The sequence below is a fragment of the uncultured Microbulbifer sp. genome (assembly GCF_947504145.1).
Classification (GTDB): Bacteria; Pseudomonadota; Gammaproteobacteria; order Pseudomonadales; family Cellvibrionaceae; genus Microbulbifer.
This window is the reverse complement of the sequence record NZ_CANNGQ010000004.1, coordinates 122,960-149,637: the sequence shown is the minus strand read 5'-3', so window position 1 is coordinate 149,637 and position 26,678 is coordinate 122,960. Positions and strand designations below refer to the sequence as shown.

The 26,678-nt window shown below is 56.8% G+C and carries 18 protein-coding genes; 12 read left to right on the top strand and 6 right to left on the bottom strand.

The features are described 5' to 3' along the window. Positions 1-24: 24 nt before the first annotated feature. On the top strand, positions 25-1,470 hold the full coding sequence (locus Q1A74_RS13960; RefSeq protein ID WP_299597336.1) for a mannitol dehydrogenase family protein: 1,446 nt from the start codon (positions 25-27) through the stop codon (positions 1,468-1,470). 40 nt (positions 1,471-1,510) lie between these two features. Here Q1A74_RS13960 and Q1A74_RS13955 read toward each other — a convergent pair whose 3' ends face one another. Next, positions 1,511-2,218, bottom strand: a complete 708-nt coding sequence (locus Q1A74_RS13955; protein ID WP_299597332.1) for a FadR/GntR family transcriptional regulator — start codon at positions 2,216-2,218, stop codon at positions 1,511-1,513. Positions 2,219-2,672: 454 nt separating this feature from the next. Here Q1A74_RS13955 and Q1A74_RS13950 point away from each other — a divergent pair, with 454 nt between their 5' ends. From Q1A74_RS13950 to Q1A74_RS13900, 11 genes are all read left to right on the top strand, one after another. Beyond that, on the top strand, positions 2,673-3,659 hold the full coding sequence (locus tag Q1A74_RS13950) for a sugar kinase (RefSeq protein ID WP_299597329.1): 987 nt from the start codon (positions 2,673-2,675) through the stop codon (positions 3,657-3,659). Positions 3,660-3,757: 98 nt separating this feature from the next. After that, complete coding sequence (locus Q1A74_RS13945) at positions 3,758-4,744, top strand: TRAP transporter substrate-binding protein (protein ID WP_299598380.1); 987 nt, start codon at positions 3,758-3,760, stop codon at positions 4,742-4,744. A 41-nt stretch (positions 4,745-4,785) separates the two neighbouring features. After that, positions 4,786-5,379, top strand: coding sequence for a TRAP transporter small permease (locus tag Q1A74_RS13940; protein ID WP_299597326.1), 594 nt, complete (start codon positions 4,786-4,788; stop codon positions 5,377-5,379). A gap of 15 nt (positions 5,380-5,394) precedes the next feature. Next, the gene (locus Q1A74_RS13935) at positions 5,395-6,696 is read left to right on the top strand and encodes a TRAP transporter large permease (RefSeq protein WP_299597322.1); all 1,302 of its coding nucleotides are present in this window, start codon (positions 5,395-5,397) and stop codon (positions 6,694-6,696) included. A 48-nt stretch (positions 6,697-6,744) separates the two neighbouring features. Then, entirely contained in the window at positions 6,745-7,032 is a 288-nt protein-coding gene (locus Q1A74_RS13930) for a hypothetical protein (protein ID WP_299597319.1), read from the top strand. 145 nt (positions 7,033-7,177) lie between these two features. Continuing rightward, positions 7,178-11,137: a CBM35 domain-containing protein gene (locus Q1A74_RS13925; protein ID WP_299597316.1), complete on the top strand. Its 3,960-nt coding sequence runs from the start codon at positions 7,178-7,180 to the stop codon at positions 11,135-11,137. Between the two features lie 439 nt (positions 11,138-11,576). Further along, positions 11,577-14,114 carry a fibronectin type III domain-containing protein gene (locus Q1A74_RS13920; protein ID WP_299597313.1) on the top strand — a complete coding sequence of 846 codons (2,538 nt, stop codon included), beginning with the start codon at positions 11,577-11,579 and terminating at the stop codon, positions 14,112-14,114. 112 nt (positions 14,115-14,226) lie between these two features. Continuing rightward, a complete protein-coding gene (locus Q1A74_RS13915) occupies positions 14,227-17,229 on the top strand; it encodes a TonB-dependent receptor (protein WP_299597310.1) in 3,003 nt (1,000 codons plus the stop codon). 163 nt (positions 17,230-17,392) lie between these two features. Continuing rightward, positions 17,393-18,652 (top strand): pectate lyase, encoded by a 1,260-nt coding sequence (pelA, locus tag Q1A74_RS13910; RefSeq protein ID WP_299597307.1) that lies wholly within the window; start codon positions 17,393-17,395, stop codon positions 18,650-18,652. Between the two features lie 34 nt (positions 18,653-18,686). Beyond that, a complete protein-coding gene (locus Q1A74_RS13905) occupies positions 18,687-19,490 on the top strand; it encodes a rhamnogalacturonan acetylesterase (RefSeq protein WP_299597304.1) in 804 nt (267 codons plus the stop codon). 192 nt (positions 19,491-19,682) lie between these two features. Next, on the top strand, positions 19,683-19,907 hold the full coding sequence (locus Q1A74_RS13900) for a DUF2061 domain-containing protein (RefSeq protein ID WP_299597301.1): 225 nt from the start codon (positions 19,683-19,685) through the stop codon (positions 19,905-19,907). Between the two features lie 63 nt (positions 19,908-19,970). On the opposite strand, the gene Q1A74_RS13895 is transcribed toward Q1A74_RS13900, so the two are convergent. The 5 genes from Q1A74_RS13895 to Q1A74_RS13875 all read right to left on the bottom strand — a co-directional run bounded on the left by Q1A74_RS13895 (position 19,971) and on the right by Q1A74_RS13875 (position 26,647). After that, entirely contained in the window at positions 19,971-20,543 is a 573-nt protein-coding gene (locus tag Q1A74_RS13895) for an NADPH-dependent FMN reductase (protein WP_299597298.1), read from the bottom strand. Between the two features lie 426 nt (positions 20,544-20,969). Continuing rightward, entirely contained in the window at positions 20,970-21,986 is a 1,017-nt protein-coding gene (locus tag Q1A74_RS13890) for a LacI family DNA-binding transcriptional regulator (protein WP_299597295.1), read from the bottom strand. Positions 21,987-22,169: 183 nt separating this feature from the next. Continuing rightward, positions 22,170-23,504 (bottom strand): xylose isomerase, encoded by a 1,335-nt coding sequence (gene xylA / locus Q1A74_RS13885; RefSeq protein ID WP_299597292.1) that lies wholly within the window; start codon positions 23,502-23,504, stop codon positions 22,170-22,172. A 25-nt stretch (positions 23,505-23,529) separates the two neighbouring features. Further along, positions 23,530-25,062, bottom strand: a complete 1,533-nt coding sequence (xylB, locus tag Q1A74_RS13880) for a xylulokinase (RefSeq protein WP_299597289.1) — start codon at positions 25,060-25,062, stop codon at positions 23,530-23,532. 478 nt (positions 25,063-25,540) lie between these two features. Continuing rightward, the gene (locus Q1A74_RS13875; RefSeq protein ID WP_299597286.1) at positions 25,541-26,647 is read right to left on the bottom strand and encodes a DUF1254 domain-containing protein; all 1,107 of its coding nucleotides are present in this window, start codon (positions 26,645-26,647) and stop codon (positions 25,541-25,543) included. Positions 26,648-26,678 lie beyond the last annotated feature (31 nt).

Below are 26,678 nucleotides of genomic sequence, written 5' to 3'. Positions count from 1 at the left end.
GCTACCCTCGGCAGTGGAGTGGCCATGCCGGGCTACAACCCTGCGGAGTTGGGTTGCGGTATTGTGCATATCGGCATCGGCAACTTTCATCGCGCGCACCAGGCGGTGTATGTCGATGACCTTCTGCGCAAGTCCGGCGGTGACTGGCGGATTACCGCGGTGAGCCTGCGCAACCCGGATGTGCGCGACCGAATGCAATCGCAGAATTGTCTCTACACTCTGTGTGAACGGAGTGCGGACACCGAGCGGTTGCGGGTGGTCGGCTCCGTGGCAAATGTTCTGGTTGCACCGGAGAGCCCCGCTGCGGTGATTGCGGCGCTGGCTGCGGATTCCACTCACGTGGTAACAGTGACAGTGACCGAGAAGGGCTATTGCCTGAAGCCCGGTGGACGCGCACTGGATCTCTCCCATCCGGATATTGAACACGATGTGCTGCACCCGGCTGCGCCAAAAACCCTGGTGGGCTTTTTGCTCGCGGCCTGCCGTCTGCGCCGCGAGCGAGGGTTGCCGGGTTTTAACCTGTTGAGCTGCGACAATCTGCCGGACAACGGCGCTTTATTGCGGGATTGCCTGCTCACTGCAGCGCGCCTGCAGGACAGCGGCCTTGCCACCTGGATACTGCGGGAAATCGGTTTTTGCAGCACTGTGGTGGACTGTATGGTGCCCGCCACCAGTGAGCCCATTGCCGAGAGCATTCAGCAGCGCGCGGGCTACCGCGATACCGCCTGCTTGTTGAGTGAAAATTTTCGCCAGTGGGTGATAGAGGGGAACTTTATTGCACCCACCCCGGACTGGCGTTCGGTCGGCGTCAGTGTGGTGGCCGATGTTGCACCCTATGAGCGAATGAAGCTGCGCCTGCTGAACGGCACCCATTCGGCATTGGCATTCTTCGGCGCACTGAGTGGTTACACCTGTATTTATGAAGCGGCATCCGACCTGCAAATTCGCAAGTTTGCACTGGCTCTGATGCAGAAAGAGGTGTTGCCGACCCTGGAAGAATTACCTGATATCGATTTCGAGCACTACTGCGCCAATCTCATAGGCCGGTTCTCCAATCCCTCGGTGCCTTATACCTGCCAGCAGGTGGCCTCCGACAGCAGCCAGAAATTACCCCAACGTATCCTAGAGCCTATGGTGGAGCGTCTCCGCGAGGGCGAGCAGAGTCCGCTGCTCACCGCTGTTGTGGCGGCCTGGCTGGCGTACGTATTTCTCGGGACATTTTCGGAGCGGAGCTTCCCACTTCAGGACCCCGCGGCACAGCCGCTGGTGGCGATGCTCAAGCGCCAGAAAAATCAGCGGGGTTTTCCCGCGCGCGATCATGTTACAGCGCTATTGACGCACTCAGGTATCGTGCCTGGGGCGTTGCTTCAAAGCGAATATTTTGTAGATGGGGTGCGAAATCAGCTGGCGCTGATGATTGAGGATGGAGCCAAGTCTGCATTGGCTGTGCTTTTGAGAGGGGAGCGGTAGCGCACCCTTTTCAGGGCGCGCCACCGGGTGCATTCCCAGCTTACGCCGGGTCCTGCTCAAAGTAGGTCGCCGCCGCTGCGGTGGCGTTATCGATATGGTTGCGCATGGCCGCGCGGGCCTTCTCCGGATTGCGCTGTTCCAGTGCCAGAATAATTTTGCGGTGGTCTTCGATAGACGGGTGGACACCCTCCGCGCGCAGTCGCTCCATAAAGCCGGTGCTGAGTTCCGACTGATTGCGCAGTTCCCACAGCCAGTTGACGATGCCGATGATCGCAGTGTTCTGGGAAGCCTCGGCAATAATGCTGTGGAATTTCCAGTCCGCCTGTTCAGACGCGTCCGCGCGGGTTTCTTCTTCTTCCATTTCCTTGACTGCCTGCTTCAGTTCACGAATTTGTTCGCTGCTGATGCGGGCCGCGGCCAGTGCGCACGCTTCCGATTCAATAATGAAGCGGGTTTCCAGAATCTCAAATGGGCCTACACCTTTGTCGCCAATTTCCGGTTGTGTCTGTTGGTACTGCTTCTGTGTAGCGTAGATACCGGAGCCAGTGCGGATCTCGATCACGCCGGAAATTTCCAGGGCAATCATCGCTTCGCGAATAGTGGGACGGCTGACCCCGAGCTTTTCCGCCAGCACCCGCTCCGAGGGCAGGCGCTCGCCGGGCTTGATCGACCCACCGGTGATCAGCCCCGAGAGCTGCTCGGCAACTTTTAGATAGAGTCTTTCGGCTTTTACTGCTTGCAGTTCCACGCGTATCGCGCCCCTGTATGTGAATAAGTTCTGTGTTTGTTTCGGGCTGCTGTGCGCATTGTCACATGCCGGCCAGGGTGGTTGCTGTCGCGGTCAGAAAGCGTTGAGAGCACAACCTGTCTGACCACCAGTCCCAATATCCTGACGATTCTAGCGAATTCCTGCCAACCAGAGAAGTTGTTCCCATTGTTTGGAGCAAAAGGATTGTCTCTCGAGGCGTAATCCAGTTGCAATTCCGTGGAAAAGCTGAATAATCTGGTAAGGTGGCATTACCAGTTGGTGTTGGGTGAAATTTGGCCTCACACGCGTCGCACGGCGCGGCGACAGTTGCCTTGGGGGGGTAAATTGGTTATACCTGTGCTGGATTTTGGTAAGGCCTTGCTGCGCAAGTGGCGCAATCCGCTGGGCTGACGACGATAAATACAACGATGTTGGAAATACAGAGGTGGACGCCGTGAAGCTGGCAGCACTGGGAGAAGTAATGGTGGAACTGGCGCCGCAGGCGTCGGTTCAGGGGCAGGTGGGTGGCGACAAGCCGCTGCTGGCGCAGTCGTATGCGGGGGATACCTACAACACGGCGGTGTATATCGCCCGCGGCGGTGTGCAGGTCAGTTATGTAACCCTGCTGGGCGATGACCCCTACAGTGAGGAAGTGCTCACTCGCCTGGCCGGCGAATCCATCGATACCAGCGCCATTGCGCGTCTGCCGGGCCGCTGCCCCGGTCTCTACATGATCCAGAACACCCCGGATGGCGAGCGTTATTTTACCTACTGGCGCGGTCAGGCGCCGGCGCGGGAGCTGTTTGCGGATGCCGATCGCCGCGAGGCGCTGAAGGCCCACCTGCGCACCCAGGACTGCCTGTACTTGTCTGGTATCACTCTCGCGATCATGAGTGCGGAAGCCCGCGCCGAGCTGCTGGCATTCCTCAAGGAGTACCGCGCTGCGGGCGGCCGTGTGTCCTTCGACAGCAACTACCGTCCGCGTCTGTGGGGTTCCGCCGAGGCGGCACGAGAAGCGGTGGCGGAGTTCCTGCAGCAGACCGATATGGCCCTGCTGACCTTTGAGGATGAGCAGGCCCTATGGGGCGACGAGCGCGCCGGTGAGTGTGCCAAGCGCAACTCCGACTTCGGTGTGTCTGAGCTGGTGATCAAGCGCGGTGCGGAACCGGTTCTGTTGCAGTACGAAGGTGAGCTGACGGCCATCGATGTGCCGCCGGTCAGCAGTGTGGTGGATACCACCGGCGCCGGCGACTCCTTCAATGCGGGCTATCTGGCTGCGCGCCTGCAGGGGGCCAGCCCGGAGGCGTCGATTGCCGCCGGCAACCGCTGTGCGGCCAGGGTGATCGGTCACCGCGGCGCCATTATTCCACGCGCCGATTTTTTGGCGACGCAGCAAGTGCAGGATTGCACAAGCGGTGCACAAGTTGTTACGATGGTATGACCAATCTGGTCTGCCGTTCGGGAGGTCGTGCTCCTTAAAGCGTCAAACCAGCAAACCTGTACTCGATAAGAAATAAATAACAGGTCACAACGATGATAATGAGAAGATTCTGGCGGCAGCTGCGCGCTGCGGCCCTGGCTGGCACCACCCTGTTCCTGGCCAGCTGTGGTTTCCAGGAAGACCAGGTGGCCCTGAAGCTGGCCCACACCCTGGACCAGCAACACTCCGTGCACCGTGCCATGGTGTTTATGGACGAGCGCCTGCGGGAGCTGTCTGGCGATACCATGCGTATCGACATCTACTCCGGCGGCCAGCTGGGTAGCGAGCGCGAGCTGATCGAGCTGCTGCAGATCGGCAGCCTGGCAATGACCAAGGTCTCCGCCAGCCCCATGGAGGGCTTCGTGCCGGAGATGAAAATCTTCAATCTCCCCTACGTATTCCGCGATTCCGAGCATTTCTGGAATGTGCTGCAGAGCCCCATCGGCAAAGACCTGCTGGTGGCCTGTGAGCGCGCACGCCTGCGCGGCCTGGGCTACCTGGATGCCGGCAGCCGCAGCTTCTACATGAACGATATCGGCGTTCAGTCGCCGGCGGATCTCGCCGGTCAGAAAATTCGCGTTCAGAACAGCCAGACCTCGATCAAAATGGTCAACACCCTCGGCGGCGCCGCCACTCCGGTGAGCTGGGGCGAGCTGTACACCGCGCTGCAGCAGGGTGTGGTCAATGGGGCCGAGAACAACCCGCCGAGTTTCTACCTCTCCAAACACTACGAAGTGTCCAAGTACTACACCCTCGACGAGCACACCTATGTGCCGGACCTGCTGCTGATCAGCACCGAGGTGTGGGGCAAGCTCACGCCACAACAGCAGGAGTGGCTCGAGCAGGCAGTTGCGGAAGCGGTGACCTACCAGCGCAAGCTGTGGCAGGAGTCCACCGAGGAATCTCTGGCGGCGGTGAAGGCGGCCGGTGTGGAAGTGATCTACCCGGACAAGCAACCCTTTATCGATGCGGTCAAGCCGTTGCACGACAGCTACAAAGGCACCGAAGTCGGCGATCTGCTGGATCAAATCAAAGCGATTATGTAATTCATAAAAGCCCACTAAAAAAATAAAAGTGGAAGGCAAAGATGATGCAGAAAATTGAAAAGGCCCTGGCCTTTGTGCTCGGTTCACTGCTGGCGCTGATGGTGCTGGACGTGACCTGGCAGATACTCACCCGCTTCCTGCCCATGCAGCCAAGCTCCTATACCGAAGAGGTGGCGCGCTACCTGCTGGTGTGGATTGGTCTGCTGGGTGGCGCCTACGCCTATCGTAAAAAATCCCACCTGGGTATCGACCTGCTGACGAATGCCCTGCACGGCGCCAAGCGCCGCGCGCTGCAGATTTTTGTGGTGCTGGTGTGCTTCGCCTTTTCTGCCATGGCGATGGTCTACGGCGGTGCCAAGCTGATGCTGCTCACCTTCGAGCTCGAGCAGTACTCCGCTGCGCTGGGGCTGCCCATGGGGTTTGTGTACAGCGTGTTGCCGCTGTCCGGCCTGCTGATCTGTCTGTTCTCTGTGGATCACCTGATCCAGCTGGTCACGGCGAAGGAAGAGTTGCCGCCGGTATCGGATTCGGAAGTGCATCCATACACGGACAGCAACGACGATGCGGAAGCGTCGGCGACCGGTCGGGAACCCCAACAAAAACAAAAGCAGCCCAAAGCTGCTGTCGAAGCCTAAGCGAGGAGAGTCATCGTGGAAGTCGCAGTTCTGGTATTACTGGTCAGTTTTCTGATCCTGCTCGCTCTGAATGTTCCCATTTCCATCAGTATTGGTGCGGCCACCGTGCTCACCATGTTGTGTACCATCGATTTTGACCCGGCCATGATCACCATGGCCCAGCGGATGGCCAGCGGCATCGACAGTTTTGCACTGCTGGCGATTCCGTTCTTTATTTTCTCCGGCATGTTGATGGGCAGCGGCGGTATCGCCCGGCGCATTATCGACTTCGCCAAGGTGCTGGTGGGTATGCTTCCCGGCGGCCTGGCATTCGTGAACATCATCAGCTGCACCCTGTTCGGTTCCATCTCCGGTTCTGCGGTTGCCGCCACTTCGGCCATCGGCGGTTTTATGATTCCGTCTATGACCAAGGCGGGTTACGACAAGAACTTCAACACTGCGGTGACCGTGGCATCGTCCACCACCGGTCTGTTGATTCCGCCGAGCAATATTCTCATCGTCTTCTCCCTCGCCTCCGGTGGTGTTTCCATCGCCGCGCTGTTTATCGCCGGTTATCTGCCGGGCCTGCTGCTGGCGCTGGGCCTGATGATGGTGTGTGGACTCTGGGCGAAAGCGAAAGGCTACCCGGTGGGTGAAAAGCCGACCTTGAAAGAGGCGGTTCAGAAAACTGTGGACGCGGTGCCCAGCCTGTTCCTGATCTTTATCGTGATTGGCGGCATCATCAGCGGCTTCTTCACTGCCACCGAGGCCAGCGCTATTGCGGTGCTCTACTCGCTGCTGCTGTCCTGTGTGGTGTACAAGGAAGTGAAGCTGACCCAGTTGCCGGCGCTGCTGACCAAGTCCGTCGAGACCACCGCGATTGTGATGTTCCTGATCGCAGCGTCTTCGGCCATGTCCTGGATCATGTCCTACCAGAATATTCCGCAGACCATCAGCCAGGCGCTGATCACTCTCAGCGACAACCCGCTGTTAATCCTGCTCACCATCAACCTGATTCTGCTCGCCGTGGGTGCCTTTATGGACATGACCCCGGCGGTACTGATTTTTACCCCCATCTTCCTGCCGGTGGTGACCGAGCTGGGAATGTCGCCGCTGCAGTTCGGTATCGTGATGATCCTGAACCTGTGTATCGGCCTGTGCACGCCGCCGGTGGGCAGCGTGCTGTTTGTGGGGGCGAGTATTTCCAAAACATCAATCACTGCGTTGATTCGTCCGCTGATGCCCATGTACCTCATGATGTTTGTGGTACTGGGGCTGGTCACTCTGGTGCCGGCCATCAGCGAGTTTCTGCCGCGCGCGCTGGGATTGATTGAGTAACTCTGTCCTTTGCACGGATACCCCCAAAGGGTTGCTCGCAGTTGATTGGTGATTGGGATTCGTCTCAGTAGTTGTATCGCCAGGCGCGGCGTTTTTTCATTGTTTTCCTCGCATCATCATCAGGATGGCATTGCCGGGCTTTTTAGCCCGGCTTTTTTTTGCCTGCCTTTTGCCGTGGTCGTTCGTGCCAATCCTTTGCTCGGTCTCACACTTCTGGTTGACTGGCTTTACAGCTTGCCAAATAGGCTTTACACCGCCGGGTTATCTGGTAACCTCCGTGTCGATATTTGGTATTGCCAATTTATAAGAAAACAACATTTTGGTTTTACAGTCTAATTTGGCCAAATATCGGGGCGGACCCCGCTGTATCTGCCGCCCGTAGCGATGATGATTGGTCCGAATCTCCCTGTGCTTAGTATTTCGCAGCCACTCCGTGACCGATTGTCTTGATCAGACCCAAATAATAAATACGGAAGGTCACATGCAAATCAAGTTGAAGAGAGCGGCGGTGCTGAGTGCATTGCTGGGCACCTTCGCGGCCGCGGATGTCTCCGCGCAGGCCACGGGGTTTGCCACCCAAAATGGCGGCACTACTGGCGGCGCCGGCGGCAACGTGGTGTACGCCACTACCGGCACCGAAATCCACGCGGCATTGTGTAATCGCCCGTCGGACGACACCCCCGTCATCATTCACGTCGAAGGCACCATCAATCACGGCAACACCAGCAAGGTGTCTGGTGACAGCTGTAATACCGCAGACGGCGTGATCGAAATAAAGGAAGTGAGCAACGTCTCCATCATCGGTGTCGGCAACGGCGCGCTGTTCGATGAATTGGGGATTCACCTGCGCAGTGCTTCCAACATCATTCTGCAGAACCTGCATGTGCGGAATGTGAAAAAATCCGGCTCGCCCACCTCCAACGGCGGTGATGCCATTGGTATGGAAAGTGGCGTTTACAACGTGTGGGCAGACCACCTGACCCTGGAAGCGCAGGGCGGTGAGAGCGACGGTTACGACGCGCTGTTCGATATGAAGGCGGACACCAAATACGTAACCCTTTCCTACAGCATCCTGCGCAACTCCGGCCGCGGCGGTCTTGTGGGTTCCAGTGATAGCGACACCAACAATGGCCCAGTCACTTTCCACCATAACCTCTACCAGAATATTGATTCCCGCACCCCGCTGTTGCGCGGCGCCACGGCGCACGCGTTCAACAACCATTACACGGGTATCAATAAATCTGGCATGAACCCGCGGATCGGCGGGCGCATGAAGGCGGAAAACAATTACTTCGAAAACTCGAAGGATCCGCTCGGCACCTTCTACACCAATGACATGGGTTACTGGGAGGTGAGTGGCAACGTCTGGTCCAACATTACCTGGACCGCGGATGACGATGACAACCATCCCGCCGGCCCTAACCCGACATCCACCACGTCCATTAGTATTCCCTACAGCTACCAGTTGTGTAACGGCAATCTGGTGCCGCAGATCGTCGCGGCAACAGCGGGTGCCAACAAGGGCAACCAGGTCGCGGACAGCGGCTGCGTTGCGGGTTCTTCCAGTTCCAGCAGTTCCAGTTCGTCGGGCGGCAGTAGCTCTGGTTCAAGCTCCAGCTCTGGTGGCAGCTCTACCTCCAGTTCTTCCAGCAGCTCGTCCAGTTCTTCTGGCGGCAGCGGCTCTGGCGGCGGCGAACTGGGCTCGAACCTCGCACTCTCCGGCGATGCAGATGGTTCCAGCAAAGGCAGTGGTTCCAGCTACGGCAATGCTATCGACGGTGATACCAGCAGCTACTGGCAGCCGGGCTCTTCCAGTGGTGAGCGCATCTCTGCGAAAAATTTCGGTGGTTCTTTCAATACCGTGATCATTCGTGAGATTGGCAGCAACGTGCAGAACTGGCGCCTGGTCAACAACGACAACGGCGATGAACTGGCTTCCGGTAACGGGATCGGTTCTGAACGGCAGGTATACCTTGGCGATGTAAGCATGGGCAAGATCAATCTGATGATCGATTCCGCTTCCAGCGCGCCGCAGATTGCCGAGTTTGAAATCTACAATGCATCAGGCAGCGGCTCTTCCTCCGGCGGCAGCAGCTCGTCTTCCTCCTCCAGCTCTTCCTCTTCTGGTGGATCTTCCGGCGGTTCTTCCAGTGGTGGCGACGTGACTCTGAGCGTGGGAACTTCCGGCACCGATGCGCAGCTGAATTGGAACACCGACGGTATCGATGTGCGCAACCAGGAAGTTTACCGGGATACCGATCCGGATCCGGCCGGCCGCCTGCGTATTGCAACTGGTGTGATCGGTAACAGTTATACCGATATCAATCTGGCGGACGGCACCTACTACTACTGGGTCAAAGTCACCGACCAGAATCTGGTGGTGTACAACTCCAATGGCGACGATGCAGTAATCAGCACGGCACCGAGCACGTTGGTGCTCCAGGAAACGGAAGCGGGTTACTGTTCTGTAGACGGCGCGCTGGAATCCGAGCACAGCGGCTACACCGGCAGCGGTTACGCCAATACCGAGAACGAAAGCGGACTGGGTGTGGACTGGTCTGTAGTGGTACCGGCTGCGGGTAATTACACCCTGCAGTGGCGCTACGCCAACGGCAGCAGCGACCGCCCCGGATCCGTGCTGGTAGATGATGGCCCCCAAGCCAACGTCAGCCTGCCGGGCACCGGTGCCTGGGGTAACTATGCCGATAGCGGTTCCGTGACCGTGTGGTTGAACGCGGGTTACAACGAAATCCGACTTGAAGCGACGGGAAGTAGCGGTCTGGCAAACATCGACAGCCTGTCTGTGATCGGTTCTGCCCCGAGTGCTGGCGACTGTAATGGCGGCGTCGGTTCTTCCTCCGGTGGCAGCAGCTCTAGCAGTTCTTCTTCCAGTAGTTCCTCTGGTGGTAGTGGTTCCGGTTCCTCTGGCGGCAGCAGCTCGTCGTCCAGTAGCTCCAGTAGCAGTTCTGGTAGTGGTTCTGGTAGTGGCTCAGGCTCCGGCGGTTCCTCCTCCGGCGGCAATCCAATCGCCTGTGAAACCCTGGCCACCGACCCGAACGTAAACTGGCGCGATTCCTCCGTACTGGATACTGACCAGAAGATCGTACAGTGCCTGTATGAAACCCTCGGTCGTCCGGTGGGTTACGGTGAAAACGCCATGGGCGGTTACGATCCCAATGGCAACAGCAAGCTGACCGTGATCACCAAAAACAGCAGCGTGCCGGTTGAGCAGCAGATCCTCGACGCCATCACCGGCGACGAGCACAACTGGATCGTGTTCGACAAATTTGATTTCGCCTCTGTTGGTGGAGAGGAAACCGAAATTTCCATGCACCGCAACTTCTGTGGCGATTCTTCCGTACAATCTGCCATCAATGGTAGCGAAGCCCAGTGTCGCGATTTCCGCAGCTGGTGTTCCAGCAATGGCCTGTCTGGTGATTCCTGTCTGGCGGAGTTTTTCAACAACCGACTGGACGACAATGACCTGCCGATCCGCAACGCCAAGATCGGTTCCCACAAAACCATCGACGGACGTTTCAGCAACGGCTACTTCCGCTTTAACGGTTTTGCCATTGGTTCCGACAGCAGTGGTCAGCCGGTGGAAACCGAGCAGAGCGTAATTCTGACCCATCTGGATTTCCGCGGTGCCGGTCACGTTGAGGACCACGGCCTGGATCCGGACATGATCCGCAACACCGGTGCGTCCCACGACATCTGGATTCACAAAAACACCTTCGACACCACCGGTGACGCGGCGTTTGATGTGAAAGTGGGTGCCTACGACATCACCATTTCCTTCAACAAACTGATCAACGTGAAGCGCGCTTCCCTGCACGGCTCCAGTGACTCTCGGACCATCAACGAGCAGATCACCACCACCATGCACCACAACGCGTTTATCACCACCGACGACCACTACGACAGCCTGGGTAACACCCTGCGTCGTATCCCGCTGATCCGTCGCGGCACCTCACACATGTTCGATAACTTCTTTATGAATTATCGCAAGGACATCCTGAGCGTGCGTGTGGGCGCAACCGTGCTGTGGGAAGACAACACCTTCATGATGAATCGCGACTTCCAGGAAAAGGATGACGTGGTGCAGGCGTTGAACGAGCGCGGCGAAGAGCTGGCGCGCGATGTGGACGACGGTAACTTCCGCAGCGAAGGCAGCAAGGTATGGTTCTCCGACGCCGCCTGTAACCTGGATTCTTCCCTGGTGTACACCATCAGCGACAGTTCCGGTTCTGTGCCTGATCTCTCGCAGAACTACTCACAAGATTCTCGCAATGTGATCGCCGCCGAGCGCCGCCCGGCAGGTCAGCAGCTCGCGGACTATGTGATTGCCACGGCGGGTAAAGACGGACATATCCCGTTCAACTCACCGCTGGCCAATAGTCAGAGTTACGTGATCGATCTTGGCGGGGCCGGCTGCCAGTAAGTCATTTCGATGAGATGACAGTTTCTCGACTTGAACCCATCTGCTCCTCGGGGCAGATGGGTTTTTGTGGTGGTGGGTAACGTCGCTCAGAACTCTGGTGGTAGTGCGATTGGAACCACAAATTTGGTCCGGCCGATTTCCCTGCACCTGTCCGGGAGCACCTTCGCCCTGCCGCTCCTGAGTTTCCTTAGCTCTCCAGGGTGTCCACTCTTTGTTCGCTTTGCCTCAAAAATGAACTGGCCTGACCCCGTATGGCAGTATTTTGACTGGCATCCGCCATAATTGGTTGAACATGCCAAACCAATCTGTTTCTATTGTCTGGCCAATAAGAATTCCAGCTGGGCCTGCATGGTGACCGCATAGTTAGAAGTGCGGCACTCCAGGTGATGTATCCAGGCTCATAAAAATAATGACTGACATTGAGAGAGAAGGGGTGACCATGAAACCTTTACCTTGGGCAAAGTCCGCACTGGCACTGTGCGTTATGGGGACACTGACCGCTTGTGGCGGTGGTGGTAGCAGTTCAGCAGGAGAGGGCGATATTGCCGATCTGCCTGAACCGCCACCCGTCGTGGTTGTACCGCCGGAAGAGAGCGGCATCACCAATACACCACTCCCCATCGTGGAAAGTTTTGGTGAATACACCGGTTTCGACCAGAGCGACACCATCGATTTCTTCAGCCCCAACTACAGGGCACTGGCCACTGCGGACAGCAGTGAGTACGAAGATACACGTCCCGCATTTTACTATCCGACCTGCTGCTTCTTCGACCAGGACGATCCCAATATGGAGGTCACGGTCGATAACAAAGAGCGCCTGGGCATTGTTTCTGATAACGGCGACCCTTCACTGCTAATCAGTGATGCCCGCTTCACTATTGGTCAAACCAGGTCTGAGCTCGCTGGTGATGTAAAGGATCCTAAAAAGGATTCCACCCCCGGTGATGACGGCGGCAGTGGTTGGGGTGAGCTGGACCTTTCCGAGCCGTACCGTATTTCTTTCTGTGTCGCCTCGGCCTCGGGCGCTAGCTCCAAAACCCAGGTCTATGTGAACAACAACACCACCGGTGAGGCCAACTCTATTCATGGCGGTGGCTCTGTGGGTTCTCGCCTGTTTGATGTGGAAACCGGCTCTCTCGTTGCAGGTGAGCGCGTTGTAATCAATGTGCCCGGTGATACCTACCTGCAAGCGGGGGGAGATGTAGTCGATAACAAATCTGAAGTGATCGGCACCGAAAAATCATTTCTGCATTTCCGTGTATCCAGCGGCGGTACCGCGATCATCGACGACCTGTTGATTGAGAAGCAGAGCGAAGATGGGCAGTCCGCGTTGCCCGAGTGCACGCCATTCCAACCGGCTTCACCACCAGATGCGCCCGAAGCGCCGACCACCTTCGCGACCGACGCGCAGATGGCAGTGAGCTGGGGCTCAGTACTGGGCGCCGCTACTTACGACCTAGCGTATAGCACCAGCGACGACATGAGCGCTGCAGAAGTGGTTGCCGGCCTTACCGATACCTCTACTACGTTGACCGAACTGGACAACGGCAGCACCTACTACGTTTGGGTGCGCGGTGTGAACAACGTGGGCCCGGGCGAGTGGAGCGCATCCGCAACCGGTACACCGGAAGCGCCGGTTGGCGACAACTGCACCCCGACCACCACCGTCGACCCGTCTGCAACCAATGGCATTATCTGGAGTGTTTACGACGGCTGTACTCACCCCGGTGATCTGGGCGCGGTTGTCATCAACGGCAGTGAGCAGACCAACTTCTCCTTCGGTGACGATGAGCTGGAGTGGTTTGAAGTGAGCCCGCAAGGCGTCATGGAGCTGGATACCCTGGACGGTACCAGCGATACCAAGCCGGTTGGTGATCTCGACGGCATCGTTGCCGCCGGCGCCTATCCCAAGCACTTCACCTGGATTGCCCGTATCGACAACGCCAAGGCCGTAACCCAAGGCGCGCGCGGTTTCGAAATCGAGACGCACATCGATGAGCGTCGCCTGAAAGCCATACTCCGTCCCGACTCTGGAAAAATTCAGATCGAGAAGTTCCTCGCCGGTGAAGTCACCGCCGAAGTGGAAGATCTGGATTTCTCCGATGGCTACCACACCTACCAGATCAGCTTCACCGTAAATGACCCGGCCGCAGGTGCCGACAACATCACGGCTGTTGTCTACCGCGATGGAACAGAAGTGGGCAACTTTACCGGCCCCGGCCGCTCCGGTGGTTCCGCCAGCCTGTTCCGTATTGGTGAAGGATCCGGTAGCGCCTTCCACGCCAATCTCGATTGGCTGGTATGGAGTGATCACGCAGCAGCAGATGTTACTGCCGAGCAGCTGGTCGGCGAACTGCCAGAAGGAATTGGTGAGCTGGATGTCTACGCCGGCGCCGATACCTCCGCGATATTTGATGAAAACTTCAATGGCGTTGGTTTGGTTGAAGACACGGACGCAGAGAGCGGTAATTTCTTCGACGCTACGTACAAAGCGCAATCTGGCGATGCCAGTAAACCCATGTACTTCGCTACTGGCGGCAGCTCACGCATTACCGTGGCTGACGGCAAACTGTCACTGCACGACGCGCGCTTCAGTATTGGTGACGCCCTGCAAGGCACAGATACCGCCGATACGGATACGACCGGTCGCGGAGATCTGGATCTGAGTATGCCTTATGTCATCACCTTCGATGTGGTGGAAAATCCCAACACCTCTGTCGAATCTGGCAAGTGCCAGGTGTATGTGGACAACAACACCTCCAGTTCCAGCAAGTCAATCCACGGTGGCGACTCGAAAGTATTCGAAAGTTATGCCGCGGTTATGGCCGATGGTGAGCAGCCAATCGGCACGGTCACCGTTACGAGCGATCCGGAGGCACACATAGGTACCGCCAACTCCTTCCTGCAACTGCGTTGTGACAGCGGAACCGCGGATAACCCGGTGGTGATTGACAACTTCAAGGTGCGCTACCAGTAATTCACAGAGGGGCGCCGGCTGGAGTCAGACGTACCGCCGGCGACTACAAAAACATCGAACGGCCTGAGTCCGTTACACCAACAGGCCGCATAAAACCGATGGGAGAGTCGAAATGACTTATAAAAAACAGATTCTCGCCGTGGCCATCGCCATGGCCGCTTCCACCAGCCTGATGGCTCAGGAAGCAACTGAGCAAGCAGGAAATACCTCAGAAGAAACTTCCGATTACTCTATTGAAGAAGTATATGTAGAAGGCGTGAAAAGTGCGGAGCTCAACGCGCGCGCTGCCGAACGCGACAAAAATGTGTTCAGCTCCGTGATTACTCAGGATGACTCCGGCAACTTCGCTGACCAGAATGTGGCGGAATCCTTGCAGCGCCTTCCGGGCATTACCCTGCAGAGCTCCGAAGGTGAAGGTAAGTTCATCAATCTTCGCGGCCTTGGCCCGGGTTTTGTTTCGGTACAGATGAACGGCTCGGAAATGGCAAACAGTGGCGGCGGCCCGGCTGATAGTGAGAGCCGTGGTTTCTCTTTGGATGCTCTGCCAGCCGACGTGCTTTCGTCGATCGAAGTGCTAAAATCACTGACGCCGGATATGGATCTCAACTCCATCGGTGGTAGCGTCAATGTGACGACCGTATCCGCACTGGATCGAGGAAAAGATACGTTCAAGGTGCGTGCCCAAGGCGCATTCCAGGACCAGAGCGGGGAGACCTCACCCAAACTGACCCTGCAAGGCACCAATATTTTTGCCGATGAAACCATTGGTTTCAGCTACTCGTTGTCTTACGAGAATCGCGTTACTGAGGGCTACGAGTCCCGCGCCCACGATAGCAGCCTGCCGCGCTACATGACGCTGGATGGCGCTGACAGCCCGATGTTGATCCCGTTTGAACTGCAAAACCGTCAGGAAAATGCCGAACGTGAGCGCATCGCCGGTATCTTCGACCTGGAATACCGCCCGACCGATAACAGCAAGTACTACGCACGCTTCAGCAACACCGTGTACACCGACGAAGATACTGCCCTGCGTGAGTACTATCGCTGGGGCCAGGCGGACGCGGATGAAGTGGTCTACCTGGATGCAGCGAACAATGTATTTGGTTCCGGTGGCATTGACTTGCAGCACCAGTTCTTTATGCAGGAATCGGAAAGCGACACCAAAGTGTTCTCACTCGGCGGTGAGAACCTGTTCGGCAACAACTGGACCGCGGATTACGAAGTCACTTACTCAAGCGCCACTCAGGATTCGCCTGACGGCCGCCGGGTACAGTTCCGTTCGCGGGATATCACTGCGCTGGGGCACACCGGCGAAGATTTTCTCAATGGTCAGATAATTCACCCGGACCAGCTGGGTGATCTTGCGGGCATTGAAAATGTTGAAGGTGCGAACGGTTTCGGCCCCTCCGGATACCAGTACGGAGAGGTCGTGCAGCCGTATATGCTGTACGACAATCTGTTTATGGAAGACAGCTATCGCGAAGACAGTCTGAGCCAAGCGATGGCGAACCTGCGCAAAGATTTTGACATGGGCCCGGTCAACTTTGTAAAAACCGGTTTCAAAATCAAAAACCGCGAGCGTAATCGCGATAAAAATCGTGTAAGTATCATTCCCAATGACAAGCGCGTTGCTGGCTGTGATGGTGATCAAGAGTGCCTCGACAACGCTGGTGCGCGTCTTGGTGATTTCGAAACCTTCATGCCGGATAACCCGTTGTTCGACCATGCGTTTATCACACAAGCTGAAGCTGAGCGGCTGATTGCCGCCACCCGTCAAATTGCCGACAGCTACGACCCGGAACAGCGTGAGCTGGAAAGTACCCGCAACGACTACGAAATTACCGAAGATACCGCCGCTGCTTACATCATGGGCGAGTTCCAGGTAACCGACACCGGTGCCCTGATTGCCGGTGTGCGCTATGAGCAGACCGACTTCAACTCTACCGGTTATCTCTCGATCCGCAACGATCGCGATGAGAGTGCCGACCAGCTGGAGTCTTTCGATATTGCAGTACCACTGGACGATACATCCAACTCCTACAGTGGTTTCTTCCCCAGCCTGCACTACCGAGACGAGCTGCGCGACGACCTGTTGCTGCGTGCATCTCTGTGGACTTCATTCTCCCGTCCGTCTTTCGACGAAGCTCGTGCTTATGCGCAAGTGCGCGACCGGGTGATCTTCTGTAACTATGACCCAGCAGCAAACTTGGAAGCAGGCAAGGAGTGTAACGACCGGCCTGCTGAGTTGCAGGGCGAAATTGCCGAAGAAGATTTCACCGATGGGTATAAAGCGCAGAATCTGGAAATGTCTGCGGACAATGTATTGGAAATCGGCAACCCGAAGCTGGACGCGATGACTGCGACCAACTTCGATATTTCTCTGGGTTGGTACGCCAGTGAAAACCTGTTTATTCAGGGGGCGGCGTTCTATAAGCAGATTGACGATTTCATCGTAGAAGTCGCCGGTGCCGATCTGAAGCTGGCCGACCTGCCATACACCCTGCCGGTGGATCAGGTCACCATGTTCAACATTCCGTCGAACCTGCAGCTGACCAACGCGCAGACTTACCTGAACGGTAAAGGTGCTGAGGTCTACGGTCTCGAAATGACCTACAACCAGTACTTTGTCGAAGGCCTGCTGAAGAACTTCTTCATTCAATCCAACTTCACGTTGCTGCACTCGGAAGCGGACGTTGGTGAAAGCGTGCGCGCCGAAACCATCCGTCTGCCGGAGCAGGCCGATGTAACGGTGAACACCACGCTGGGTTGGGAAAACAACGATTTCTCCGTACGTTTTATTACCAACTACCGCAGCGAAATCCTCAAGCGCATCGGTTCCTGCACCGAAGCAGATATTGCAGCAGACGCGGCCCTGGGCTACTCCCAGGACTGTGCTGCCTGGTCTGATGTGTACCAGGATGCCGGTGTGACCTTCGACATCAAGGCCACTTACAGCGTGAACGACAACGTAAAACTGTACCTGGATGCGGTGAATATCACCGATCAAAGCAACATCCAGTACTTTGAAGGTAACGAGTACTCCAGCGGGCACATGATGTACCTGAGCGAGACGTACGGGCCTACCTATCAGATGGGTGTAAACGTACAGTTCTAAAAAGTGTAAGTGCGGGTGGGCACTCGGGGTGCCCACCCGCAACGCCTGACTGGCTCAATCGGTTAGGTTTTGGTCACAATACGTTCATTGTTGTTTCGCCATTTTTGCCCCGCTTGCGGGGCTTTTTTGGTTGTAGACGATCACTAGAGTTCCAGGTGAATCCATGCAGTTCAAACTATTTCCAAGCATCGCCGCTGTTGCGGTATCCGTACTGCTGACCGCTTGTGGTGGCGGCAGTGGTGGCTCCGATGCCAACCCTCCGGTCTTCGACGCGTCCAGCAGTTCATCCAGCTCAAGTTCATCCTCAAGCTCTTCCTCCAGCTCTTCCAGCAGCTCATCATCTGGCGGCAGCAGTTCCAGCTCGTCTTCTTCCGGCGGTGAAGCGCCAATGCTCTCGCAGACGGGCAATCCGATTTACGGTGAGTTGGATAATTACAAATCCTGGTTGGGTGGCAGTCTTTCGGCGGACGAAACCCGTGCGGACAACATGATCACTTGGCAGATGCCCCACGGTGGCTTTTACAAATACGATGTATCCAAGTACGACACAACCTGGAATGGCAGCAGTGCGCGATCCGACTGGACCGGTGAAGGCGGTGTGGAGTTGGGCACGATCGACAACGATGCGACCGTTACCGAACTAATGTTCCTGGCGGATGTGTACCAACGCAGCGGCGACAACAGCTACCGCGATGCGGCACGCAACGCGCTGGAATTTCTGCTCACCATGCAATACGAATCCGGTGGCTGGCCGCAGGTGTACCCCAAGCGCACCGGCACCACTTATTCCAACCATGTGACCTTTAATGATGGTGCCATGGCACGGGTGCTGATCTTGCTTGATCACGCCGCGCGTCAGGAAGCGCCCTTGGATGGCGATCTGTTCAGCGAAGATCAGCGCGCGCGTATCGAGACCGCCATAGATGACGGTGTGGAATTTATCCTTAACGCACAGATCGTACAGGCCGATGCCAAAACCGTCTGGTGTGCGCAGCACGACCCGATAAGCTATGAACCCCGTGGAGCGCGCGACTACGAATTGCCATCCAAGAGCGGTAAGGAATCCATGCTGGTGACTGCCTTCTTGATGTCCCAGCGGCAAACGGTCGAAGTGGAAGCCGCTGTGCGCGCCGCCCTGGCGTGGTACCGGAGCCCGGTAGTGCAGGAAGCAGATACTGCCTACGTCAAGCGCTCAGGCGGTAGTGACGATGACTCTCACAACCCGATTCAGACAAAATCCGGAAGCACCATGTGGTACCGCTTCTACGACCTGGAGCAGGATGTTGGTTTCTTTGCCGACCGTTCCGGTATCAAACAGTACAACATCATGGCTATTGATCCCGAGCGCCGCTATGGCTACGAGTGGGGCGGAAACTACGGTAGTGAATTGATCGGCTATGCCGAGAGTGTGGGCTACTTCTAATCGGATTTCTTGCAAACAGATAGCCCGTACACTGGTGAACAGCGTACCGGGCTCTGACAGTAGAGGTAAACAATTACATAGTATGAAAAGAATATTTTTTTCCCTTGCGCTGCTGCTGCCTTTGGCTGCCAGCGCCGAAACTTTGTATATGGCTGGCGACTCCACCATGTCGATAAAGGCGGATGCGGACTTTCCGGAAACTGGCTGGGGAATGCCGTTTGCGCTGTTTTTTGATGAGCGTATTAACGTCGAAAATTATGCAATGAATGGCCGGAGTACACGGACATTTATTGAAGAAGGACACTGGGGCAGGATCGAGAAGGCGCTGCAGGCGGGTGATTTTGTCATTATCCAGTTTGGGCATAATGACGAGTCAGAACACAAGAAAGACCGCTACACCACGCCGGAACAATACAAAGCCAATCTGGCGCGTTTCATTGGTGAAGTGCGCGCAAAAGGCGCATTCCCCCTGTTGATGAGCCCGATCACGCGGCGCTATTTTGACGAAAATGGATCCATCAAGCATACCCACCCTTATGCACCGCTGAGCCGGGAAGTGGCCAAAGAGGAGAAGGTAGACTTCATTGATATGGATGCGATCACCCGGGACTACTTTCAGCAGCAAGGCGATGAAAATTCCACACTGCGTTTTCTACATATAAAACCCGCTACCCATCCGAACTACCCGAATGGTGTTCGCGATGACACCCACCTGAATCAACTTGGGGCACGGGAAGTGGCACAGCTGGTGCTCCGGGAAATGAAAAAGATGCAGCACCCACTTGTCGAAAAGGTCCGTGAGGCGACGCCCAAACACCTGACTTTCAGTTACGACTGAAGCGCGCCGGTTCGGCCGGAGTGGCGGGTCACCCTGGTGGCTGCCCGACTCATTGGTCGTTTCAATTAAAGGGATCGACTTGGTTGGCTTTTAAAAATAGGAACCATTCTCGATAATGTGCATAGTGATCTGGTGGTTTTTTGATCAGTTGCGTGTTTCGTGAAGAGCGCGCAGGTGCAAGAGGGTGATTCCATGAAACAGCAAGCCATGACCAAGACCTGTAGTTTTGCCGCTGTGCATATGGCCGTGGCCTTTGCGGTAGGGTATCTGATGACGGGTGATATCTGGGTCGGCAGTGCCCTGGCGCTGGTGGAGCCCGCCTGCAATACCGTGGCGTTCTACTTCCATGAGAAGTGGTGGAATCGGGGTAAGTCTGACCAGTCCGAAACCGCGGATATCCAGCGGGTTCCCGCCTGATCAGTCACACTCGTTCTGGTCACCTTCTGTGGCCAGAGCGGTGCGCACAGCCTTTGCTATTCGCTACGAGTTACTTCCGCTGTTCAGGCGCTGCTGCCACGTCCCGAGAGCGCTCACCAGGTCGCCAATAAACTTCCTGGTCACTTCGTCGGTCAGCTTTCCGCTCTCATCAAATTTTTTGTGGGCGAAGCTGATCATCACTTCCGGTTTATTCACGAAATGCGCATCCAGATAAATCAGGATACGGCGCAGGTCATATTGTGCCCGCGCGCCGCCAAAGGCGCTCATGCTGGCACTCATCACCGCCACGGGTTTGTCGGCAAAGGGTTGCGGATCGACGCGGGAGAGCCAGTCAATGGCATTTTTCAGTACGCCGGACACCGAGTAGTTGTACTCCGGGGTGGAGAACAGGATGGCGTCTGCATCGAGAACTTGCTGGCTGAGGGTTTCCACTGCTTCGGGCACGCCCGTATCCCGCAGGTCCTGATCATAGAGCGGGATACCGGCCAGGTTGGCGTAGGTAAACCGGGCGCTGTCGCCGGCCATTTCCTCCGCGGTCAGCAGGGCTGCGCGATTGAAGGAACTTTTACGCAGGCTACCGGCGATGGCAAGGATCTTCAGTGGCTTGGATGCCATGGTATTGCTCAGTTGTTACCAAGTACAAAACACCGTTCCAGGTCTTTTGGATAGCGCAGGCTCAGATTGCTGACGCTTTTGCCGATTTTGGATTGTGCGCTCGGCTGAACCTGATCTGACTTCTGATGTGCAGTCAGTGTGGCGGATTTGTGTGAACCCCGGGATTTTACCGGCAAAGGCGTATTCATGGTGGCGACCTCTACTACGTTATACGCTGCTGCTCGTCTTGCTGCTCTCTGTAGTCTGACCATCCCGAGCCATGTGGTACCGGACGGGGCAGCTACCTTTTAACTGTAGTGTAAAACTGATTGGTTTCGCCGTTCTTAGTGCAGTTTGCGCGCAAATCCCAGCTGCCGTGAGACTCAGCGCAAATTTCCGGTGATCTGCAGATAAATGAAGGGCCGAACCGCCGACGGGGCGAAGGGTTCAGCCCGGTGCCTTACCCGTGGATTTCCGTACGATCAGGTTGTGCGGAAGCATCTCCGGTGCGCTGTCGCCATCGCTGCCGTCGATGGCCTGACACAGGCGGCGCATGCTGCGTTCACCGATCTCTTCCGCCGGTTGTGAAATGGTGGTCAGGGGAGGGTCGGCAATCTCCGCGTAGCGGATATCATCGAAGCCGATCACCGAAATATCCCGGGGGACTTTCAGTCCCGCGTTCTTGATTTCGTGCATGGCGCCGAGGGCCATCTCATCGTTGGCACAGAAGATGGCGGTGGGGCGCTGCTCCAGATCCAGCAGGCGCCGGGTCGCGCGGCGGGCGCCATCGATGGTCTGCTCGCCCTCCACAATCCAGTCGTTCGACACCGCGAGCTTGGCCTGGCGCATGGCCTTGCGGTAGCCCTTTTCCCGATCCTTGGTGAGCAGTGAGTCCCGCTTGCCGGCAATAAAGCCGATGCGCTGATGGCCCAGCTGGATCAGGTAGTCGGTTCCGTCCATGGCGGCGGCGATATTGTCCACGCGCACGCTGGGGAAGTGGCTGAGCTCCGCGCTCACACTCTCCAGGCCGAGCACCAGCGGCGGGTGCGCGCGCTCGTTGTCTCGGTTGCTGGCTGCTTCGTCAAAGGGCGAGATGCTCGCCAGCAGCAGGATGCCGTCCGCCTGCTTGGAGAATACCAGATCGGTGTACTCATCAAATTCGTGGGAGTTTGCCTGGGTATCGCGGATCAGGATGCTGTAACCCTGCTCGTCCGCGACCCGCCAGATACCGCGCATCACCTTGTCGAGAAACGGGTCGCCAACGGCCGGCAGCACCACCACGATCAGGCTGGTTTTGCCACGGCGGAAGTTGCGTGCCAGCGAGTTGGGCGCGTAGCCGGTTTCCCTGATCGCCGCCTGCACCTTGTTGCGGGTCTTCTCCTTTACCTGCTCCGGGCTGTTGAGATAGCGGGAGACGGTGGCGGTGGAAACACCGGCGAGTTTGGCGACTTTCTTGATGGACACGGGTTTGTCCTCTGAATGGTTGTTCCGGGGATACCAGCGCGTCTCGGCAGGCGGAGGGCCAGATGTTAGCGTCTACGCCATCTGAATGATATCCGCCCTCTAAAAAAGGGCCTGCAAATGCAGGCCCAAACCAGAGCCCTTCGCGGGCCTTTCAAGAGTCATCTGACGTTGAGGTGATATCAATCAAATGTGTTGATTGATTAGATTTTCATACAGCTCCTGCTTGCCGCTGGTCGGGCGAGGCTCGCCGTTTTCAACGGCCAGGTTGCGCAGGTCTGCCAGGTTCAGTTTACCTTCGGTAAACGCCTTGCCGTTCCCTTCACTAAAGCTGGCGTAGCGTTGTGCCTTCCAGCTCTGGTAAGGGGACTCGGTGAGAATTCGGTTGGCGATTTCCAGGCCGCGGGCGAAGGTGTCCATGCCGCCGATATGGCCGAGGAAGATATCTTCCATGTCGATGGATTCGCGGCGCACCTTGGCATCGAAGTTGAGGCCGCCGGTTTTGAAGCCACCGTTTTCCAGAACCACCATCATGCCGTGTACCGCATCGTAGATATCGGTGGGGAACTGATCGGTGTCCCAGCCATTTTGATAGTCGCCGCGGTTGGCGTCGATAGAGCCGAGCATATCGGCGTCCGCACACATTTGCAGCTCGTGGGCAAAGGTGTGGCCGGCGAGGGTGGCGTGGTTGGCTTCGATATTGAGCGCGAAGTCCTTGTCCAGACCGTGATGACGCAGGAAGCCGATGACGGTCTGGGCGTCGAAGTCGTACTGGTGCTTGGTGGGTTCCATGGGCTTGGGTTCGATCAGGAAGGTGCCCTTGAAGCCGATGGAGCGGCCATAGTCCCGCGCCATGGTGAGGAAGCGCGCGAGGTTGTCCTGCTCGAGTTTTGTATTGGCATTCTGCAGGCAGATGTAGCCTTCGCGGCCGCCCCAGAACACATAGTTCTCGCCACCCAGCGCCACGGTGGCATCCAGCGCGGCTTTCACCTGGCTGGCCGCGTAAGACACCACGCTGAAATCCGGGTTGGTAGCGCCGCCGTTCATGTAGCGCGGGTTGCTGAACAGGTTGGCAGTGCCCCACAGCAGTTTCATGCCGGAGGCTTTCTGGCGCTCTGCGGCCAGCTCTACCAGTTTGGACAGGTTGCTCTCGGTCTCGGTAATGGTGATGCCTTCCGGTGACATATCCACATCGTGGAAGCAGTAGTAGGGCACGCCCAGTTTGGTGGCGAATTCGAATACTGCATCCATGCGCTGCTGCGCGGCGGCCATAGCATTGGGCGCGTCGTCCCAGGCAAAGTTCTGGGTGTCGCGACCAAAAGGATCGGCGCCTTTGCCGCAGAAGGTGTGCCAGTAGCACACGGCAAAACGCAGGTGCTCTTCCATGGTTTTGCCGGCGATGACTTTTTGGGCATCGTAGTATTTGAACGCCAGAGGGTTGTCGGACTCGCGGCCCTCGAACGGAATCTGGCCAATTTCCGGGAAATATTCCTTGTCACCGATAAAAAGATTTCTGCTCATTATTGTTCTCCAGTTGGTGCTGAATTTAGTGGATTTGGGGATACTGCTGGCTGAGCAGATCCAGGAATTGTTGGTAGTGGGTTTGATACGCCGCGGCTGTATCGCGATCGGGGGTGCAGCCGAGGGATTTGTCCAGGGTGAGATGCTCTACGGTCAGAGCACAGAGATCTTCACCGGCGCCGCCACAGCTCCACAGTGCCTGCATCGCGGCACCGAAGGCCGCGCCTTCCTGCTGGGCCGGCACTTCCACCGGCAGGTTGAATACGTCGGCAATCATCTGCCGCCAGTGCGGGCTCTTGGCGCCGCCGCCGGTGAGACGGATGGCAGTAAACTGCTGACCCGCGCGATTGAGCGCATCCAAGCCGCGGCGCAGGGTAAAGGTGGCCCCCTCCATGGCGGCGCGGCACAGGTTGGCCGCGGTGGTATTGCTGTCGGTCATGCCGTGCAGGCTGGCGCGGGCGTGGGGCAAGTTGGGGGTGCGTTCGCCGCTGTAAAACGGCAGGCTGATCAATCCATCGGCGCCGGGCCGGGATTCTTCCAGCAGTTGTTCGCACTCGGCGATGGATTTGCCCAGCATCCTGCGCGTGGTTTCCGTGGCCACGGTGCAGTTCATGGTGCACTGCAGGGGCAGCCAGCCGCCGTTAGACGAACAGAAGGCGGCCAGCTCGCCGTTGGGATCGATGGCCGGTTTGTCGCTGTAAGCAAACAGGGTGCCGGAGGTGCCGAGGCTCATGGTGAGTACCCCGGGCGCAATCGAGCCGGTGCCGAATGCGGCCATCATATTGTCGCCACCGCCGGTGGAGACGTGTACCTCGTTCGGCAGGTCGAATTCGCCGGCGACTTTTGCGGAGAGTGCAACGGTGCTGCCGGCTTCGTAGATCGGTGGCAGCAGCGGCAGCAAATCGCGATCCGGGTCTATGGCGGCGAGCATTGCGCGGTCGTATTCCCGGCGCAGAATATTCAGGTAGCCGGTGCCGGAGGCATCGCCGTACTCGGTGTAGATTCTTCCTGTGAGGAAAAAATTCAGGTAGTCGTGGGGCAGAAGAATATGCGCGAGCTCCGCGTAAGCCTCGGGGCTGTTTTTCTTCAGCCACAAAATTTTTGGCGCGGTATAGCCCGGCAGAATCGGATTGCCGACCGCATCAATGCAGCGTTCGGCACCGCCAAAGCGCGCGGTGATTTCATCGCACTCCGGGATGGTGCTGGTATCGCACCAGAGTTTCACCGGGGCGATGACCTCGCCCGCGCTGTTCAAAGGCACAAAGCCATGTTGCTGGCCGGAGACGCCGATACCGCGTACGCGCTTTTTGATTTCCGCCGGCAGTTCGTTCATGCACTGGCGCAGCGCGTGCAGCCACCAATCCGCTATCTGTTCGCGACTGCCGTCGTCGCGGCTGATCAGCTCCAGCGGGGCGGCACTCACGTGCAGGATTTCTTTCTGCCCCGCATCGTAGGCCAGCAGTTTCAGACTCTGGGTGCCGGCGTCGATACCCAGGTAGACGTTCTGTTCGCTACTCATCACGCCGGCTTTTGCCTGCGACTGACTGAATTTGTCCATGATTGTTATCAGCTTCCCATCGGTCGCTTTACTGGTGTGGAGAGTCTATCCACTATTATGTAAACGTTTTCATTTTGTCTTAGTTTGCCTAACGTGCATGATAAATTCTAGAGCTAGGTGGTAATCGCGTTAAAAATGATGACGTTTACATTTCGGGTCATGGGTATCCTCGATGTATAGCCATTGATAATCAGGGCGAAAGATTTATTTGATTTAAGCTATTTGATGGCGCTGGTTATCCTGCACCTGTTTTCAACAATCAGTCAGGGAGTAAACGTATGAAGGTTTTCAATAGGCAGGCGGTTGTCGGTGCGGAGTGCAACTACGACGACAATTACTACGGTGATCAGGTATGTGTGCTGAAAAAATCCTGACATCACTGGTGACGTCAGCCGTACTCGGCGCTTTGTCAGCGCGGGTGCGGCAAAGCGAACGGGCGATTCCGTCACCCGTTTCGCCAGAATAAATCGATACCGGGCTAGGGAGCAGGTTTGGGCTCCGGCAGTTTGTACTCATTGTTCTGCACCGATTGGTCCGGCATGTATACCCGAAACGCCAGAGTCCAGTTGTCGGTCGGTGCGATCAGCAGATTCTTGGTATCTTTGCCGCAGGTCTTCTCGGTGCCAAACTTCAGGGTGAAGCTTTGGCCATCCGCATTGGGTTTGATTTCGTGGTTGGACAGGCTCGAACCCTCCTCGGTTTTCAGATAGAGGTCGTCGCCATAAATGGTCATGGAATAGAAACCGAGTTTCGGGTCCGTCATACCGGGTATCGGATAGTCTGCGGTGTAGCAGGTATCTTTGCTGACTTTGTAGGTGTTGAAAGAGTACCAGGCATCTTTATCCGGCAGTAATCCGGTGGCAACGGCAGCCCCCACATTGATGTCATTTTGGGGAATGGTGCCGCGGGGCCCCATGGTCTTGCTGACCCCACGTGAATCCGCCTGCTTAATGTACTCATCCGTCAACGCCTTGAGCTGCGCCTTGTTCCAGTCGATGACCTGATATTTTTTGGGTGTATAGCCATCGGGAAAGGTGATTTTGTACTGATTTTGCTGGGCGTTCGCTTTGGCGATATCGCTCGGGTCATTCGGATTGACCTGGGTACGGATATTCACTACCAGAAAATTGGTGACGGTTTTCGGGTCGATCGTATACTCCCCGGCTCCGTAGTAGACATTATCGGTCACGTGATCGTGTTGCATGATATGCACCGACACATAGCGGCCATCACCCTCGGGAACCGTGACTTTTGCCCCATGAGACGCATCAATAATGGCAAAGGAGTAGAGCGTATCCCGGTTCATCAGCACTGCCGGTTGCTTATCCAGTTCCATGGGCTTGCGGTGGTGATAGAACTGATTGACTGCCCCCAGCTCGGCCTCGCGTTCCATCGCCATATCGAGATTGGCAAGCGCGTAGTTGTGTCGGGTTACCGACACATCCTTTTTATCCACCAGCGTAGTTTCCAGATTGCGCACTTCGTCCAGGGTCAGCAGAGGGGTTTTGTCGGCAATTGCTGGTGCCGCACTCAGCGCCAGGGCAAATGCGAAAAAGGTAGCGGGTGTGAATAGCTTTGCAGTCATGTTCAAACCTCGAATCTGACTGTGTATTTAC